This window comes from Halobacillus salinarum (assembly GCF_022919095.1).
Taxonomy (GTDB): domain Bacteria; phylum Bacillota; class Bacilli; order Bacillales; family Halobacillaceae; genus Halobacillus_B; species Halobacillus_B salinarum.
In genome coordinates, this window is record NZ_CP095073.1 from 3,880,073 (window position 1) to 3,897,455 (window position 17,383).

At 42.5% G+C, this 17,383-nt stretch carries 14 protein-coding genes; 1 reads left to right on the forward strand and 13 read right to left on the reverse strand.

Features of this window, described 5'->3' with window-relative positions; genetic code table 11:
• Positions 1-18 precede the first annotated feature (18 nt).
• The 3 genes from MUN89_RS19975 to MUN89_RS19985 all read right to left on the reverse strand — a co-directional run bounded on the left by MUN89_RS19975 (position 19) and on the right by MUN89_RS19985 (position 4,096).
• The gene (locus MUN89_RS19975) at positions 19-1,107 is read right to left on the reverse strand and encodes a Gfo/Idh/MocA family protein (protein WP_244709799.1); all 1,089 of its coding nucleotides are present in this window, start codon (positions 1,105-1,107) and stop codon (positions 19-21) included.
• Positions 1,104-1,898: a sugar phosphate isomerase/epimerase family protein gene (locus MUN89_RS19980; protein ID WP_244709801.1), complete on the reverse strand. Its 795-nt coding sequence runs from the start codon at positions 1,896-1,898 to the stop codon at positions 1,104-1,106. Before MUN89_RS19980 ends, MUN89_RS19975 begins: the two co-directional genes overlap by 4 nt.
• 149 nt (positions 1,899-2,047) lie before the next feature.
• Complete coding sequence (locus tag MUN89_RS19985) at positions 2,048-4,096, reverse strand: catalase (RefSeq protein ID WP_244709803.1); 2,049 nt, start codon at positions 4,094-4,096, stop codon at positions 2,048-2,050.
• A 217-nt stretch (positions 4,097-4,313) separates the two neighbouring features.
• On the opposite strand from MUN89_RS19985, the gene MUN89_RS19990 reads away from it, so the two are divergent.
• Entirely contained in the window at positions 4,314-5,570 is a 1,257-nt protein-coding gene (locus tag MUN89_RS19990; RefSeq protein ID WP_244709805.1) for a cytochrome P450, read from the forward strand.
• A 170-nt stretch (positions 5,571-5,740) separates the two neighbouring features.
• On the opposite strand, the gene MUN89_RS19995 is transcribed toward MUN89_RS19990, so the two are convergent.
• The 10 genes from MUN89_RS19995 to pseG all read right to left on the reverse strand — a co-directional run bounded on the left by MUN89_RS19995 (position 5,741) and on the right by pseG (position 17,374).
• Positions 5,741-6,931: a Gfo/Idh/MocA family protein gene (locus MUN89_RS19995; protein WP_244709807.1), complete on the reverse strand. Its 1,191-nt coding sequence runs from the start codon at positions 6,929-6,931 to the stop codon at positions 5,741-5,743.
• Positions 6,932-6,996: 65 nt separating this feature from the next.
• Positions 6,997-7,818, reverse strand: coding sequence for a sugar phosphate isomerase/epimerase family protein (locus MUN89_RS20000; protein ID WP_244709809.1), 822 nt, complete (start codon positions 7,816-7,818; stop codon positions 6,997-6,999).
• Positions 7,815-8,996, reverse strand: coding sequence for a dihydrodipicolinate synthase family protein (locus MUN89_RS20005; RefSeq protein WP_244709811.1), 1,182 nt, complete (start codon positions 8,994-8,996; stop codon positions 7,815-7,817). Before MUN89_RS20005 ends, MUN89_RS20000 begins: the two co-directional genes overlap by 4 nt.
• Complete coding sequence (locus MUN89_RS20010; RefSeq protein ID WP_244709813.1) at positions 8,974-10,161, reverse strand: Gfo/Idh/MocA family protein; 1,188 nt, start codon at positions 10,159-10,161, stop codon at positions 8,974-8,976. The genes MUN89_RS20005 and MUN89_RS20010 overlap by 23 nt, the downstream gene beginning before the upstream one ends.
• 96 nt (positions 10,162-10,257) lie before the next feature.
• Positions 10,258-11,067 (reverse strand): AraC family transcriptional regulator, encoded by an 810-nt coding sequence (locus MUN89_RS20015; RefSeq protein ID WP_244709815.1) that lies wholly within the window; start codon positions 11,065-11,067, stop codon positions 10,258-10,260.
• A 105-nt stretch (positions 11,068-11,172) separates the two neighbouring features.
• On the reverse strand, positions 11,173-11,724 hold the full coding sequence (gene pseH, locus MUN89_RS20020) for a UDP-4-amino-4,6-dideoxy-N-acetyl-beta-L-altrosamine N-acetyltransferase (protein ID WP_244709817.1): 552 nt from the start codon (positions 11,722-11,724) through the stop codon (positions 11,173-11,175).
• A gap of 14 nt (positions 11,725-11,738) precedes the next feature.
• Positions 11,739-13,499 (reverse strand): N-acetylneuraminate synthase family protein, encoded by a 1,761-nt coding sequence (locus tag MUN89_RS20025; protein WP_244709819.1) that lies wholly within the window; start codon positions 13,497-13,499, stop codon positions 11,739-11,741.
• A gap of 28 nt (positions 13,500-13,527) precedes the next feature.
• Positions 13,528-15,174: a capsular polysaccharide export protein, LipB/KpsS family gene (locus MUN89_RS20030; RefSeq protein WP_244709821.1), complete on the reverse strand. Its 1,647-nt coding sequence runs from the start codon at positions 15,172-15,174 to the stop codon at positions 13,528-13,530.
• Positions 15,175-15,215: 41 nt separating this feature from the next.
• The gene (gene pseI, locus MUN89_RS20035; protein WP_244709823.1) at positions 15,216-16,274 is read right to left on the reverse strand and encodes a pseudaminic acid synthase; all 1,059 of its coding nucleotides are present in this window, start codon (positions 16,272-16,274) and stop codon (positions 15,216-15,218) included.
• Between the two features lie 5 nt (positions 16,275-16,279).
• Positions 16,280-17,374, reverse strand: a complete 1,095-nt coding sequence (gene pseG, locus MUN89_RS20040; protein WP_244709825.1) for a UDP-2,4-diacetamido-2,4,6-trideoxy-beta-L-altropyranose hydrolase — start codon at positions 17,372-17,374, stop codon at positions 16,280-16,282.
• Between the last annotated feature and the right edge of the window lie 9 nt (positions 17,375-17,383).

Below are 17,383 nucleotides of genomic sequence, written 5' to 3' on the forward strand. Positions count from 1 at the left end.
TTCCTCTTTTCTTAATCATTATTTTGAAACATGAATGCGTTTTCCTGACTGACTTGACTCAAGCCCAGCATCGATGATTCTTGCAGCTTCAGCAGCATAAGCAAAAGATAGCTTATAAGCTTTCCCTTCCGTAATCGCTTCATAGAATTCCTGATATTGTCTGCCCCGGGCAAGTCCAGGAAATTTGTGCTTCTCCTGAAACTCTAGCATTTCCTTCTCCGCTGCCCACGAGTTATCATCTTTTCTCTTTCTAAGGAATACGCGTCCTTCCTGATCCATAGATAGAGCTGCTTTCGTTCCAACAATCTCCAGTCCGTCTCCTTCTTGGGGAAGAAGACGGGAATTATTTAAAGTAACGAGTGCGCCATTGGTCATGCGTAGGATCATCACCGATAAATCATCATTCGTAACCTCACCGACTTCTTGTTCGTTGACTTGGCGTTTTTCAATATAAGTACCCAGTTCTGCCTGGACTTCCCTGATCGGTCCGAACTGCTCCTCCAAAAAGTACTTCAGCAAATCAATCTGATGAATACCAAAATCAGCAATGGCCCCAGCTCCAGAAGTTTCTTTTTTCATTCTCCACTCTAACCCCACGTTTGGGTTGCCGATTCTCCCGCCGCCGATTTTGTGACGGTAAGAAAAGACTTCTCCTAGTTCACCCTGATCTATTTGCTCTTTAATGAGCTGGGCATAGGGATGATAACGGTACTGCATGCCCATGTAATTAACCACTCCTGCCAGCTCAGCTTCTTCAGCAAGTTTTAACGATTCTTCATAATTGATTGACAAGGGTTTCTCGCAAAGCACGGGCAGGTTGTGTTTAAACGCTTCTCTCGCTATGGCTCCGTGTGATCGATTATCTGTACAAATCGTAACGGCGTCTACTTTTCCCATTAACTCTTCAAGACTTTCACAGATCACTTCCTTAGATAGCCCGTGCTGATTGACCCACAGCTCCGCATTTTCCATGACGATGTCATATACTGCAGCGAGCTCCCACTCAGGTACTGCTTGAATCCCCTTTAAGTGGTCGGAAGCAACTCCAATCGTACGTCCGGTTCCTACAATCCCAATTCGCAATTGGATCCCTCTTTTCTCATTCACAAAATTTTGTAAAGGTTTTCAAAAGCAACCGAAGTAATTCCCTCGGCTGTTTCACAACTGCCTCCATAATCAGTTCCCAGCTCCATTTCTACCATGACAGACTTGTTACCTTTAGTAGCTTTGAAAGCAGCTAGCAGGTTGTGAAATTCAATTTCTCCTCTTCCTATCTCGATGAACTGATCTCTAAGAACATCACGCAGATGCAGATAATGAATGCGGTCGGAAAATTCGTTATAAAAACCAAGCGGATCTATCCCTGCTCGGTACACCCATCCTATATCAAGAGCAAAGGATACTTCTGTAGCAGAAGTTTCTGTAAGCAGACGGCGAATGACACGTTCATTCTCAATAAATTCATGATTATGATTGTGGTAGTGAAATTCCATCCCATGTTTATGTGCCAAACGGGCAAGATTGGATATATGGTCAGCAAGCTTCGTGATTTCTTCGTCCCTTTTCCGTTCTTCCCCCCACGTACTAAAAAGCATACGTTTAGCACCTGTGACTGAAACTCTTTGGATTTGTTTCGCAGCCTCCTGAATCATGTCATCCTTGAATTCCTTAGTGAAATATGGCACTCCGATATGTAAGGCTTCAAGCTCAAGCCCTTCTCCCTTCAAGAGCCGGGCAGTTTCTTCCTCTTGCCCTGAAGGAACCATAGGAGCACCTGTTTCGATTCCATTAAATCCTTGTTGTCTAATCCAGCTGAGAATGCTTTTCCCTTCCTCTTGAAGCAGTTTTCCACCAGCTAATTGTTCATTCCACGGAAACAAATGACACCCAACCTTCATGTCCACCCTCCCTTTAATTAATTCATTTAATTAATTAATTTGATTATACATGACTCTTTCAAAACTAACAACCCGTTCTTTCTATCTATTGACCATAGAAAAAAGCTGCCAGGAAACTCCCGGCAGCTTTTAAGCCGCTGCTAAATATTTTACAGTTCTACATAAACCATTTCGCGATCCCAATGGCGATGCGCTGCTACAGCATCTTTAAATTGGCTCGCAAATTCCTTCATATCATCACTGGTCACCACTCCAGCTTTACCAATGATCCGATTGTTTTCCAGCCATTTTACACCTTTATGGGTGGCACCGATCGGTTTATAGTGAGAATAAGCTTCATTGATAAAGTTATTTGCTGTTGTGAAGAATTCTTTTGTGATGTTCTCTCCACCTACTACATACACAGCATCGAAGAGAACGGAATCAGCAGTTAAGAACGTATGATCCACCTGCGCTTCCCCTGCGTCTTTCGCTTTCTTCACGCCAAGCTTATCGCTGATGAATTCCGGCTGGATGCCTTCAGCTTTCAAATCATTCACGACAGACATCAAATCTTCACCGTTAAAGTCATCGTCGATAATCACTGCTACTTTACGAGTGTTCGGCTTAAATTTCGTATTCATCATACTTAGAGCTGGAGAGGATTTTGTCACATTAGATCCTCCGCTTTGTGGTTCTCTTGCTCCAATATTTCCAGCCACGTTTTGGGCTAACTCCAGGCTGATATTAGCAAGCATATCAACCACTTGCTGCTGGACAGATGAGCTTTGGCATTTTCCAAGTTCAAAGCTGAATGCATTTGTGATGTGGTCTTGCTCTACATCGCTCATACTGTTCCAAAACAGTGTAGCTTGAGAGAAATGGTCTTTAAAGCTGTCACTGCGGGCACGGATTTTATGGCCATCAATTTTTTCCTGGTAATGAACATAGCCGCCTTCCTCTTCCGCAGCCGGTTCCGGCTTGTTATCAGCAAGCGAGTTGTTGTGATAGCTGACCTGCCCTTTGTTAATCGTTTGACGCATGAAGCCGTCGCGTTGATTGTTATGGAACGGGCAGACAGGTTTATTGATAGGAAGTTCATGCCAGTTTGCACTTCCAAATCGGTTAAGCTGAGTATCTGTATAGGAGAACAGACGTCCCTGTAACAGCGGGTCATTAGTGAAATCGATCCCTTTTACAACATTTCCAGGGTGAAATGCCACTTGTTCATTTTCTGCGAACACGTTATCGACATTTCGATTCAGCGTCATCTTACCAATGATTTTGACTGGAACTTCTTCTTCCGGCCAGATCTTCGTCGGATCAAGCAGATCAAAATCGAATTTAAATTCATCTTCTTCCTTTATAATTTGAACGCCTAGTTCAAATTCAGGATAATCGCCATTTTCGATGGCTTCTATTAAATCACCGCGATGGAAGTCAGCGTCCTTACCAGAAAGCTTCTGTGCTTCGTCCCATACGAGGGAATGAGTTCCAAGTGCAGGTTTCCAGTGGAATTTAATAAAGTGTGCTTCCCCTTTGGCGTTAACTAAACGGAATGTATGAACGCCAAAACCTTCCATCATACGGAAGCTTCTAGGGATCGCACGGTCGGACATCGCCCACATGACCATATGTGCTGATTCCTGATTGTTAGCAACGAAGTCCCAGAATGTATCGTGAGCAGAAGCGGCTTGAGGCATGCCCGTATGTGGCTCCGGCTTCACCGCATGGATCAAATCAGGGAATTTAATAGCATCTTGAATAAAAAATACAGGGATGTTGTTCCCTACTAAATCAAAGTTCCCCTCATCAGTATAGAATCTAGTGGCAAAACCACGGACGTCCCTGACAGTTTCTGAAGAACCCTTAGAACCGGCAACTGTAGAAAACCGGACAAATACTGGTGTTTCCTTGGCAGGATCTTTTAAGAAACCGGCATCTGTGTATTCTTCCATTGATTCATAGGGCTGGAATACGCCGTGAGCTGCAAAACCCCGCGCATGTACAGCACGTTCCGGAATTCTTTCGTGGTCGAAGTGTGTAATCTTTTCTCTAAAATGAAAATCCTCCATTAACGTAGGACCTCGTTCACCTGCTTTTAAAGAAAATTCATCCTCTGAGACCTTCTGACCTTGGTTCGTTGTCATTTTGCCTTCGTCATTTGTACTATATTTCTCCATCTGCTCTCGCTTCTTATTCTGATGCTCGTCACTCATACTTAGCTCCTCCTTTATATAGTATGTAGACTCTACATAACCTTTTGTTCCCGATATTTTCTTAATAAAACATCAACTTTATAATTTTTATAAAAAAATAATCGTTATTGTGCATGAACACCCTGTTCCATCAGCATCGACTTTTTTGGTTAATTCTCATTTAGGAAAGGGAATGTGAGATAATTAGAAAGACATCATTAAAGGAGGTATACTGCTAATGGTTGTAAAAGTCCCTAAAGATAAAGGTATTGACCGCACTTATGCCATTTTTAAAGATGGTTATCAATTTATTCAGAAGCGGGTTCAAAATCATCATTTGGATGTTTATGAAACAAAAATTCTCGGAAGCAAAACAGCCCTTCTCAGCGGGGAAGAAGGCGCGAAGCTATTTTATGATAATGAACGAATGCAGCGGAATAGCGCAATGCCGCCACGTGTATTAAAAACTCTCTTTGGAGAAGATGGCGTTCAAACACTGGATGGAGATGTACATAGGCGGCGTAAAAACGTATTTATGACCCTCATGACACCAGAATCTTTAAAGCTTCTTCATGAGATTACCCTCCACCATTGGGAACAGGCTCTGCTGAAATGGCAGTCGGAGAAGAAAGTGGTTCTGTTTGAAGAAATGCTTGTGCTGTTAACAAAAACAGCGTGTGAATGGGCTGGAGTCCCTTTAGAAAGTAAAGAAACAAAGAAACGTGCGAAGGATTTTAATAAATTGATCGAAGGAGCGGCAAAACTGGGGCCAGACCATTTCGCAAGCCGTCGTGCAAGGAAACGACTGGAAGATTGGGCAGCAGCATTGATTGAAAAGTGCAGGAAGGGTGAACTGGATTCTAAAGAAGGAAGCGCTCTCCACGAGATGGCTGTGCACCGGGATACTCATGGAGAACTGCTGGACGCTCACACTGCCTCTGTAGAATTATTAAACGTTCTACGTCCGATGGTAGCCATCTCAAGGTTTATTGTATTCGGGGCGTCAGCTATGAGAGAAAATCCTGAAATAAGGAAAAGGATTTCTAACGATGAACACTATTTACGCGCCTTTACTCAGGAAGTGCGACGGTATTTTCCTTTCTTCCCTTTTTTAGGAGCTATAGCAGTTAAAGATTTTACATGGCAGCAATACCCTTTTAAAAAAGGGCAGCTTGTGCTGCTCGATTTATATGGTACGAACCATGACCCGCGTCTTTACGAAAATCCGGAACAATTTACCCCGGAACGTTTTCATAAACAGAAAGGCGGGATGTTCGACTTGATTCCACAAGGCGGTGGTGATTACCACCAAGGACACCGCTGCCCTGGTGAATGGCCGACAATTGAGGTGTTGAAGGCAAGCTTTTCCTTCATGGCTGAGGAGCTGGATTTCGATTTACCTAAACAGGATTTACATTACAGTCTTCGTGAAATCCCTTCTTTGCCCAAAAGCGGGTTTATCATGAAAAATGTCAGGCGAAGAGTACCTTCTTAAGCAATAGAGGCTGTGATAAAAAGTGTGGAAGCCATAATAAAATCCGAATGTGGGGGAACTTTTAATCATAAGAGTTCACCATCATTCGGATTTTTTATGATACATGAAATTCAAATCTAATTCCCTCATACTTTCATTTTATAAAGGGGACGTTAAATCATGTCCTACCTTTAATAAGTGTAAGCGCCTTGTCTAATATCCACCCGTTGACTGGGCCAAGTCCAGCTCAATTTCATTTCTGAAGGAAGCTTCCATTCCTTATAAGTTTCCATGAATTCATCAAATAAATCCTCTACATAGGATACTTTCGATTCTTCTTCTACTTTAATCAGACTTTCCGGCAAAGATGGGACATCAGGAACAGCCTCATGCATTGCTTGGATCGCAAGCATATGGGAATAAGCTGATTCAATGGTACAACGCACCTCATGATTGTCTTTCAGCACTGCTTCTATACACACTTCTAATTTGTGAAGTTTTTCCTTTTCCGGATCTCCATACACTTTTTCTTCCCCACTCATCCATACCGCTTTCATGGGACTTCCGACTTCATATACTACGGATGCCTGTTCAAATTCCATCTCAAACTGTGGACCCCGCTGGTCGATAACTGCATGAGAAGCTAAATACAGCAATTCAACATTCTTTTCAGTCTTTCCTCGAAAAGCACACGTATCAAAAGTTTCAATAGGATTCACTCTATAAAGCTCGACTTCTGCATGGGTGAGCTTTGCACTGTGCTTCTGAGTATCCCCGAGCACATAAAGCAAATGATGCAGAAAGTGAGAAGTCGCGTTGTTTGCGATACTATCAAAAATAGGTGCACCATCGGAACTAAACTTTTTACCCGCCCAGCTGGAGCGATTATAATAAGCTTCATTTCTTGGCCATAAAGCAAGAGCCTTTCCTTTAACCGCTTTACCGAATATTCCTGCCTGGATATCTTTTTTCAGGTTGGTTACGGATTCGCTGAACGACCAATTAAAGCCGATTGCTGTAAATTTCCCTGTGCGATCACGCACTTCTCTCATTCTTTCGGCATCCTTTAACGAGCTGGTCATGGGCTTTTCACATAAGACATGACTGCCGTTCTCCATAGCTGTAATTGCCTGAACAGCATGTAAATGAATCGGAGTAGAAATGATGGTCAGATCTGCTTTTTCATTGGCAAAAAACTGGTCCAAGGATGAATAAACGGGAACCTTAAGCTTTTTTAACGTTTCATAATAGCTGCTTTTCTCGGGATAAATATCCACTACCCCTTGTATCCAATCAAGCCTGTTTTCTTTATCGAGTTCTTTTAAATACTCTTCTCCATAGCCGGCAATTCCGACTAAAGCAATTCTGCATGTTTGATCCATTTCATCATCTCCCTGCAGTTTTAACGGCAAAGAAAACGGAGCAGATGCCTGCGCCGTTTCTTGCTCTACACATGTTCGACAAAACGTTTTTTCATGACTTTTAAAGTCTCATCCCCAGGCTGGTCCCAGATCTCCTGGTTTATAATCTCTACTTCAATTGGTCCTGTATAGCCATTATCCTCGACGGCTTTTCTAATTCCAGGGATGTCAATGACTCCATCCCCCATCATCGAACGGCCTTTAAAGATATCTGGAAGCGGAACTTTCCAATCAGAGACGTGAAACCCTAAGATCGTGCCGCCTGCCCGCTTAATTTCTTCATATAAGAATGGATCCCACCAAACGTGGAAAACATCTACAATGACGCCGACTGAGGAAGAGCCGAGTGATTGCTGCATAGCGTTCGCTTCCCCAAGGGTGGTGATTACAGAACGGTCTGCTGCATACATCGGATGCAGAGGTTCAATTCCAAGCTTTACGTTATGCTCTTTTGCATAGGGGATGAGTGCTTCAATCCCGTCCCTGACCCACCGCCTGCTTTCTTGAATATCTTTGTGGGGAGAAGGACCACAGACAAGCACCAGGACATCAGTTCCAAGCTCAGCTGCTTCTTCAATGGCGCGTTTATTATCTTCAATCCGCTCCATTCTTTCGGAGCCTGATTTTGCTGGAAACATTCCTCCTCTGCAAATACTGGAAACAGCAAGACCGGAATCTTCAACCATCTTTTTACTTTCCTTCAGGCCCACTTCTCTGATTTTGTGACGCCAAATCGATATGGAAGGAACAGAATTACGCACACACCCTTCAATCGCTTCCTGAAGGGACCAGTTTTCAGTCGTTATCTGGTTTAAACTGATGCGTTTACTATCTACTAGTTCACTCATCTGACAACCTCCATTTGTGAAACTCCTGCCAGTTCTAAAACAGGCTTCATTCTCTGCATCGCAAGATCGGGATCTGTCAGAACATTCGCTTGGTCCGCAAGCTTAAATAACTCTGTGAAATGAAGAATCGAACGAGCACTCTCAGCTCCGGCAATCATTCGGAAATGGGACTGGTGGCCGTTCAGGTAAGCGAGAAATACCACTCCTGTTTTATACGCGTACGTCGGCTTTTGGAAAATGTGGCGGGCAAGTGGTACCGTAGCATCCAAACGTTCCCTGAAGCGTTCTTCCTTTCCTTCATCTAAGTACTGAAGAGCGGAGGAAGCGGCAGGAGCAATCGCATCAAATATTCCTAATAGTGCATGACTGTAACCAAGTTCGTCACCTTCAATTAAAGAAGGATAATTAAAGTCATCTCCTGTGTACATGCGGACACCTTCAGGGAGACGCCTTCTCATTTGGACTTCTTTTTTCTCATCCAGCAGGGAAATTTTAATTCCTTCTACTTTATCTGACTGATCACTGATAATTTCCAGGCAAACGTCCATCGCCTGATCTACATGATTATGTCCCCAATATCCAGCAAGGTTTGGGTCAAACATATCTCCGAGCCAATGGAGTATAACAGGACGGGAAACCTGGCTGAGAATTCTTTCATACACATATTTGTAATCCTCCGGGGATTGAGCACATGCAGCAAGAGCACGGCTGGCCATTAAGATCACTTTGCTCCCGGACGCCTCCACGTGCGCAACCTGCTCCTCATAAGCTTGAATGACCTCTTCAATCGTCACCGAAGGGTGTGGAGCAAGGTGATCTGTTCCAGCCCCGCATGCGATATCTCCTCCTACACTTTTTGCCTCTTTGGCGGAACGAGTAATCAGTTCCTTCGCATCTCCCCATCCAAGGCCCATTCCCCTCTGGGCAGTATCCATTGCTTCGGCAACAGACATCCCGAGTGACCATAAGTAATGACGGTATTTCATCGTAGACTCCCAATCAACCGCCGGGTTTACTACAGGGTCATCGCTTCCAAATGGATCAGCCACGACATGAGCCGCTGAATAAGCAACCCGTGAAGTGAACTTTGCTTTTGAAGGTACCGCTAATGGCGTAGAATGAACGAGCGAGTATCGGCTGATTGTTCCATTTTTATCAGGTAGATATATAGGATTCACTGCGGCTTCCTCCTCCTACCTTTAATTCCGGCACTTTCAGCCACCGTCTTTCGTTTGAAGATTGTAAGCCAAGCTCAGCCAGCTGCATCCCTTTTGCCCCTTCTAACAAATCCCAATCAAACTCCTCATTCTGGTGAACGTGCTTCAAAAACATTTCCCATTGAATTTTAAAAGCATTTTCAAACAGCTGGTTATCCGGAACTTCCACCCACTGATCCTGGAAATCAATCGTGTTTTCTAAATCTGGGTTCCAGACTGGTTTAGGAGTGTTTACTCTGTGCTGCGTTTTACAATTTCTAAGCCCTGCTACAGCACTTCCCTCGGTTCCATCCACTTGGATTGTAAGTAAATCATCACGGTCCACCCGGACAGCCCAGGAAGAATTCACACTGGCGATCACACCATTTTCCAGCTCAAAAGTCGCATAAGCAGCATCATCAGCAGTTGCTTGATAAGTATTCCCTTCTTCGTCAACTCTTTCTTTTATATGGGTAGCAACAAGAGAGGACAAAGCCTTTACGGAACCAAATAAATGGTCTAAAACATAGCGCCAGTGCGGGAACATATCTACAACAATTCCTCCGCCGGCTTCCTTTTTATAGTTCCAGGACGGTCGCTGCCCTTCCTGCCAGTCACCTTCGAACACCCAATAGCCAAATTCCATGCGTACAGAAAGAATGTCACCGAAAAAGCCAGAATCAATCAACCTTTTTAGTTTCATAACACCAGGGAGGAATAATTTATCCTGCACGACCCCATTTTTCACTCCTGCTTCCTGCGCTAACCGAGCCAGCTCTAAAGCCCCTTCCAAAGAAGTGGACGTCGGTTTTTCACAATAGATATGTTTATTGGCGGCAATCGCCTGTTTGATGGCTGCCTCACGTCGTGTAGTCGTTTGAGAATCAAAATAGATCACATTATGCTCATCAGCGAGAGCTTCCGTTAAGTCTGTAGTCCAGCGATTAATCCCAAACTCATTTGACAGCGCTTTCAATTTGCCCTCATTTCTTCCTACCAGCACAGGATCCGGCATAAGGATGTCCCCATTGCCGAGATCAACGCCCCCTTGCTCACGGATAGCCACGATCGAGCGGATCAGGTGCTGCCTTGTCCCCATCCTTCCTGTTACTCCATTCATAATGATTCCAATTTTAAAAGTACTCATCTAAGCCCCTCCTTTGATCTTATGTTCAGTATAAACACCTTCGTGAACATAGTCTTATTAGTAAGGGAACGATATTCTCAATTTCGGAACTCAATTTTATACAGACTTTTGCCTCTGCCTGTACATATTCGGCGGGACGCCTACCTGCTTTTTAAATAACCGGTAAAACGTGGAGAGAGATTCAAAGCCAGCTTCAAAACAAATGGAAACAATATCTTTTTCCGTTTCTACTAACAGCCGCTTCACAAGTCCAAGCCGTACTTCGGTTAAATACTGCATGGGAGTCAGCTCATATTGTTCTTTGAAAATGCTTTGGATATAGCGTTTACTCATCCCCATCCGATCAGCAATATCTTCAGCATTTTTGATTTCGAAATAACGGGAGTCAATGTAGTTTCTCAATCTCTCCGCACGAAGCGAATTCGTATCTGCCTGTGTAAAGTCATGTGCGGCCCGCGCTATCGTAAACAATAATTCAGACATGTACACCTTTAATGCAAGCTGCCACAACCTATCACCGTGTGACTGCTCGTACAACATTTTTCTAAGCAGCTGCCGTAAATCACTGCTATCGAACATGCTTACTTTTTTTACGACTGACCTTTGAAAGACTTCAGGGATTAATTGGCTTTGAACGTCTTCACTTAACTCACAGGCGTCAAACTCTAAAACGAGTACCGTCATTTTCGATTGGGCAGTAATAGAGTGTTCTGTAAATGGGGGAATAATGATAAAGCTGTCCCGTTCAATCCCGAACGTTTTGTTATCCAATGTGCAAGTTCCGTGACCTTCCAAAGCATATAAGATTTGATGAGTTTGGTGATCATGAGAGTTTACGCGATCTTTCTCATTATGCTGGCTTTCATATAGTGAAATGATAGAAGAATGATTGTTGTGGTCGGACATCTTAGCCCCTCCGTTACCATGGATAATGGTCAATGAATTACTTCTATCATAGCATTGTCTTCCTCATGCTAAAAGCTGCCAGCGGATGCTGGGACAGCTTTTTGCTTAAGATGATGAATGACGGGATAAGAGGTTGTTCTTAGCTTCTTCCCAACGGTCAGCAAATAGTGCCATCGGAATGACGTCTACCTCATTGCCATTTTTAGTAATATGATTTCTGAACCTTCCCTCGGGAACAAAACCAAGCTTTTTATGATAATGGAAGCTTTTTTCATTGAAATCGATGACTTCTGCACAAAGCTTCCTTATTTTTAATTCTTTAAATATGAAATCCAGGGCAAGAATTCCCATCATCGTTCCAGACCCTTTTGGAGCATTCACGTCACCGATATAAAACCCCCAATAGCATCGTTCATGCTTCCGGTTGATGTCATTGATGTTTACCACTCCAATAGGACATCCTTGATAACAGCAGACTTTCACCATTACCGTATCATCCGTTTGAACTTTACTATACCAATTCCTATGTTCTTCCATCGTAATCCTATGATCACTATACATATGAGCGCGTATGTGGTCTGAGTTTCTCCATTTCAAAAGCAGGGACAGGTAAGTCTCGTTGATAGTTATCAGCTCATAATCTATTAATTGAGCCACGAGGCTGCACTCCTTTACAAATCAAGTTTAGTATGGTCATTTATTTCTTGAACGAGATCCTGATCATCCCTAAACTTAAGGGCAATGCTGCTATTGATTTTTACTACCTCTGGATGTGCGGTGAGAAAGTCTTTTATTTCGGGAAGAAGTAACGGCCTCTTCCCGACATTCAAACCTTTATAAAGAGCTTCAAACATATCCAGATCCTGCTTCTCATCAAGGGTCAGGCGGGCATCTGGAATAACAAATTCTTCAGGCAGCCCTACTTTATTTACGTAAAAATGCTCAGGGTTATTCATAAAATAAAAAGGAAGGTATTCGGTGTACGACAGAGGTTTAGGAGAGTGGTGTAACTTCTTCAAAGCCTGAACGGTGAAAATATCCCCAGCTGTTCCCACTGTAGGATCTTTTGCACAAGTGTAATCCGCACCTTTTTGCAGATGATCGTTTAATAAATAGTTAAGCAGGCTTGGAGAAACCACCGGACAGTCCCCCGTAACGCGAATAACGACATTTGCTCCATAATTGTCTGCAGCTTGCACAATTCTATCCACAAGATTTTCGGGATCACCACGAAAAACTTTTACCCTTCCATCCATCGTGAATTGTTCAAGGGGATCATCCTGCTCTACTGTCGAAGTAGCAAGGACAATGTTTTCTATCCCCGGCACTTCCAGACAATTAAGTAGACATCTAGTCACTGATGGGATTCCGTTAATGGGGAGGAGAGCTTTCATTTTTAAACGTGTTGATTTTAACCGGCAAATGACGACTAAAATTATGTTGAGCGGCTTTAAATTTGGAGAGATGATGGGTGTGTTTTTAGTGATATCAACCGCAGCAATTGAGGGAAGAAGCCGCTTTGCATCTTGAGGCATTAAAGCATTTTCAGCAGGGCACCTCTTAAAAGAAATCTTTTCTAATGTAAGAATTTCTCCTTTAAGAATTTCTTGATTAGCAACGATTCGAACTGCATCTTTTAAATAAGCGCGTTGAGGGGATGTGATTCTCCCATTTCCTAAGAGTACTTCAGCTTCCCTGATCTTTGCGGTCATCGTTTTAAATTCATGGGTCTCCAAAGCAGAGAAATAGTCAATTCCTTTACGACTGCGATCGATTGTTATGTGTTTTTCGATAATTTCTGCGCCTGCAAAAACCGCATACACGGGAAGCTCCTGCGCCAAAGAATCTGTTCCATCTATATGGTCGGCGAATCCTACTTTATATTGGAAGCGTTTCTTTAATTTTTCGAGCCTTTTCAGGTTAGTATCCTCTTTTTGAGCTGGATATCCTTGGAAACCATCCATCAGAATAACTTCATTTCCCTCTAATTCCGGGGTCATTTGATCCATTAGTTCTTTTATTTCCTCTAAATACCATCCGCCTACCCCGATGATTAAAGGTAGATTTAATTGTGCAGCTTTTATTAAAATGTCTGCTTTTATTACCGTTGAAGGTACTTTTATCCCATCTATCCTATTCTTTAATTGATGGACGAGCTGGAACCCCCATTCATCCACAATATCAACCCATACTTCTAAACCAAGGGTTTTGGCAAGTTCTATGACTTCACTCCAGCCGAATTGATCAATAAATAATTGTTTGTAATCCAAATAGTGCCTGTAATCCGGCGTTGCTAAGTAATCGTACTTAAACCATTGAAATTTCACTCCATCTGCGCCGGTCTTGGAAGCTTCCCTTACCAAGCGCTTAAGCAACTTCAAAGAGCCCTGATGAGCATTAGCGATTTCCGCAATTATTTTGACATTCCCCAATTTCTTGACCTCCTTACAAATGACGAGTTTATCTCAGTTTACCTAACTGCTCCACAGAATAAAGAACAAATCCTGAAGGAATTTTTTTCATGACTTTATCTGGAAGCTGTTGAACTTCAGTAGAGTTAATCTTAAGATTCTGGATCAAGGAAGGGTCCGGAATTTCTCTTTTAAATCCTTCATCCATCAGAAAGATACTGGAATCAGATCCTTTTATTAAGGTTTGATTTTTCAAATACTTCGGTATTTCATAGCTTCTTACTCCAGACATCGTATAAATGAGTTCAGACAGCTTGGCACAGGATAGCTGAGCGGGGTAAATATTTGCGATCACCTTTTTAATGCTCAGTTTTATTCTTTGATAATATTCTTCGTCCCTCAATAGTTTAAAAATGATTTTGGATAAAGCTAAAGAATCCGACTGCATCAGTCCCCTGATAAAACCATAATTAGCCCCATCAAAGGTATTTCTATTTAGATAAACGACTGGAGTCCCATACAACATCGCTTCAATTCCTACCGTTGAATAATACACGCATACAAGGTCGACGTTCGGCATTAGATCGTACAAGACAGAGCTATCTTCGATTAAACGAATCGTATTATATCTTGCTTTAAAACCTTCATATCGCTTCCACTTACCTGTACGTAACTCCATCGGGTGCGGTTTGATAACAATTTGAATTTCATTGTCTTCTAATAAATATTTGACAAGTGCACTTAATTGATTGAAATCCAAGATGTACTGTGTGGCTATTAATACGGTTTTCTTGTGCACAGATAAGCCAAGCTTTTTATAGACCTCGGCTTTCTTTTTTGGGATATTCGTGAAAATCCCGTCGTACCTTGGATGTCCCATGATTTCGATCCGATTAGCTGGAATTCCGGCATTCTGATAAAACAATCGTTCACAATTTCCATAGCTGCCTACAATCGGGGAAGTGATTGGCACCCATCCCCGGTCGGCTGAGAGCATACCATGTTGTAAAGTGATAGTCGGAATCTGTTTGATTTTAGCAGCAACAGCTAGAGTTCTGCTGAAATAATCTCCTTCTCCCCCTATCACGATACAGCTGACCGGCTTTTTGCTGAGGAAAACCATTATTTTAGTTAAATACCGCATTACCTCAGGAATTTCTCTATCGAGTATATGTTTTTGGAAGCTCGGCAGCTTAAAGATCGGGTGGGAAACATACTTCGAGAAAATTCTTCGCGCCTGTGTTTGGAATTTCTTAATTAAAATATCTGTTTTAATCGTATAGTTCGTTAAATAATCAATGGGCAGCCATTGATGGCTTTCATCATTACCTTCATACCTCAAAATTTCTGTCGTGCTGGAATTAAAATATTGTAAGTAATTTTCAGGTGCAAACCGCAAATTCAACTCATCGTATAAAATAATCTTTCCTTTGTTGTTCTTTCTATAGGGTTTATCTTTCACCCCTAACCTTATAATCTTTTCAAATTCCGGCTGCAATTGTTTTCGATGAAGCACCTTTACTTGAAAAGAATTCAAAGTTTTAGCGTTTCTTAAAACTTCTTTAACTCCTTCAATTCTATGAAACCAGTAGGTTCTTATCAGGAGTACGAGCGGTACCCCTTTATAAGTCATGCTGCTGAAGGCCTGCATAAAATCAAATTCTAGCGACCATTTATTTTTACTATATACGTCCATTTGCAATTCCCTTTCACTTTCCAAATAAAATTATTCATTCACTACGACCCCAACACATACTCCCATTTCATTGCCGTCCCTTTTTTTAAGTCCACCACGGTTTTCTTACCTAAAAGAAGCTCGTAATATTTAGACGGAAGCCCATATCCAGGACGTATGACCTTTATGTGTTCTTTAGTTAACCTGGTCCCTGCTTTGACATTCTTAGAAACATAAATTGACCTTCTGAATTGTTCTGATGGTATTTCTCTCTTCGTTGAACCATATACGATGCTCCCGAGGGACTGCCAGGCGTTATGAGTATCGATGACAAGGTTTTTCATTTCATCCGGCTCCATTGAAAAAGCAGCATCTACACTTTCTTCTTTTCTCGACAAAGTAAAATGTTTTTCGATAAAAGTGGCTCCCAGGGCAACGCTGGCTACAGCGACACCGGTTCCAAGTGTATGGTCAGATAAACCTGCCTGACAGGCAAAGGTTTGTGTTAAATTGGGGATTGTATTAATATTGGTATTTTCAGGCGTAGCAGGATACGTGCTCGTGCATTTCAACAAGATCAACTTGTCGCATCCTGCTGCTTTTAACGTTTGAACCGATTCTGCAAGCTCCGTCAATGTCGCCATCCCAGTTGAAAGAATAACAGGCTTCCCCGTTCTCGCTACTTTTCTCAATAGCGGAAGATCCGTGTTCTCAAAAGAAGCAATTTTATAGCAAGGTACGTCCAAGGTTTCCAAGAAGTCGACAGCTGTCTCGTCAAATGGAGTACTGAAACCTACTATTCCAAGTTCCTTACATTTATCAAAAATCGCCTGATGCCATTCCCAGGGTAGCTGAGATTGTTGATACAGATTATAAAGGGACTCCCCGTTCCACAAACTCTTAGGATCGCGGATAAAAAAATCCTCCTGCGGACAATCCAGTGTCATAGTTTCGGCAGTAAAGGTTTGAACTTTTAAGCCGTGTACACCGCATTTGGCTGCAGTCTCTACAATTTGTAAAGCTCTTTCCAATGATTGATTATGATTTCCCGACATCTCTGCCACAATAAAGGGAGGATAAGCAGTTCCAATATACTGATCTCCCACTTTTATAGTGTCCATGACATCTAACTGCCTCCTTTTCTGTTGAACATGCTTAACAGCGCTGAAGTACTCTCTTCAGGAAACAGGTTTCGGGCATTTAAAGCCATGTGTCTAAGGGATTCAGGGTCATTCATCATTTCCTGAACCGCCATTGCGATTAATCCAGCTTTTACATCCTCTGCACGCCCTAAATTAACGATGATGCCTTCTTCCACAAGCTGCTCACTCAGACCATATTGGTTCTCTGCAGCTAAAATAACAAGAGAGGGAAGCTCTAAGTAACACCTTTCCCATGTGGAGCTTCCTAATGCCCCAATGGCTAGATCTGCTTCGGCCATTAACTGAGCCATATAATCGATTTGACAGTGAAAAGTTATATTCGGATGCTCCTGACAAACGGTTTCGATTATCGTTCTATTTCTATTCGTTTCCCCTACTACGACATCCACTTTTATTTCCGGCTTCTGTAATTGGAGGAATCCTTCCAATGCCTTTAACGTTTCATTCGTCGGGTCACTTCCACCGAACGAAATTAATATTCTATTTACTTTTCCGCTTCTTTTCCGGAGTTTTTTTCGTGCATCCCTGAATTCAGCACGGAGTAAGGCGTAAGAGGGACCCAATAGTTGAATCGTTTCTTTTGGCACTAAATGGTTATAGCGTTCCGTGGGATTTTTATATAAATTTTGGTCGAGCAGGACATCACAAATATGAGCACGATCAGCCAAGTCATCAATCACCATGATTCGACTCACAAACGATTTAATTTCCCTTTCCCAATGATAATCAATACCATAATGGTCAATAATCATCCAGTCCGCTTTTTTCTCAGCAAGAGCGGCGGTGGTCTGAGAAACATCCTCTTTCCAGTGTGCTCCAAGCCAATGGGCATGATTTAGCGATGTAGAGCGGGAAAAGGTATTTGATGGGAGTGGAAGTTCAATAATGGGAAATTGCTTCACTTTTTTCACATAGGTGATTAAATTTCCCGGAAGCTTGCGGCAAATAAATGAGACGATGCAGCCCATTTCTCTTAACTCTTCAGCAAGGGTCAGACAACGCATGATATGACCTGTTCCAATCTCAACTGAGGCATCCGCTCTTATGAAGACATTCATGATTCTGTC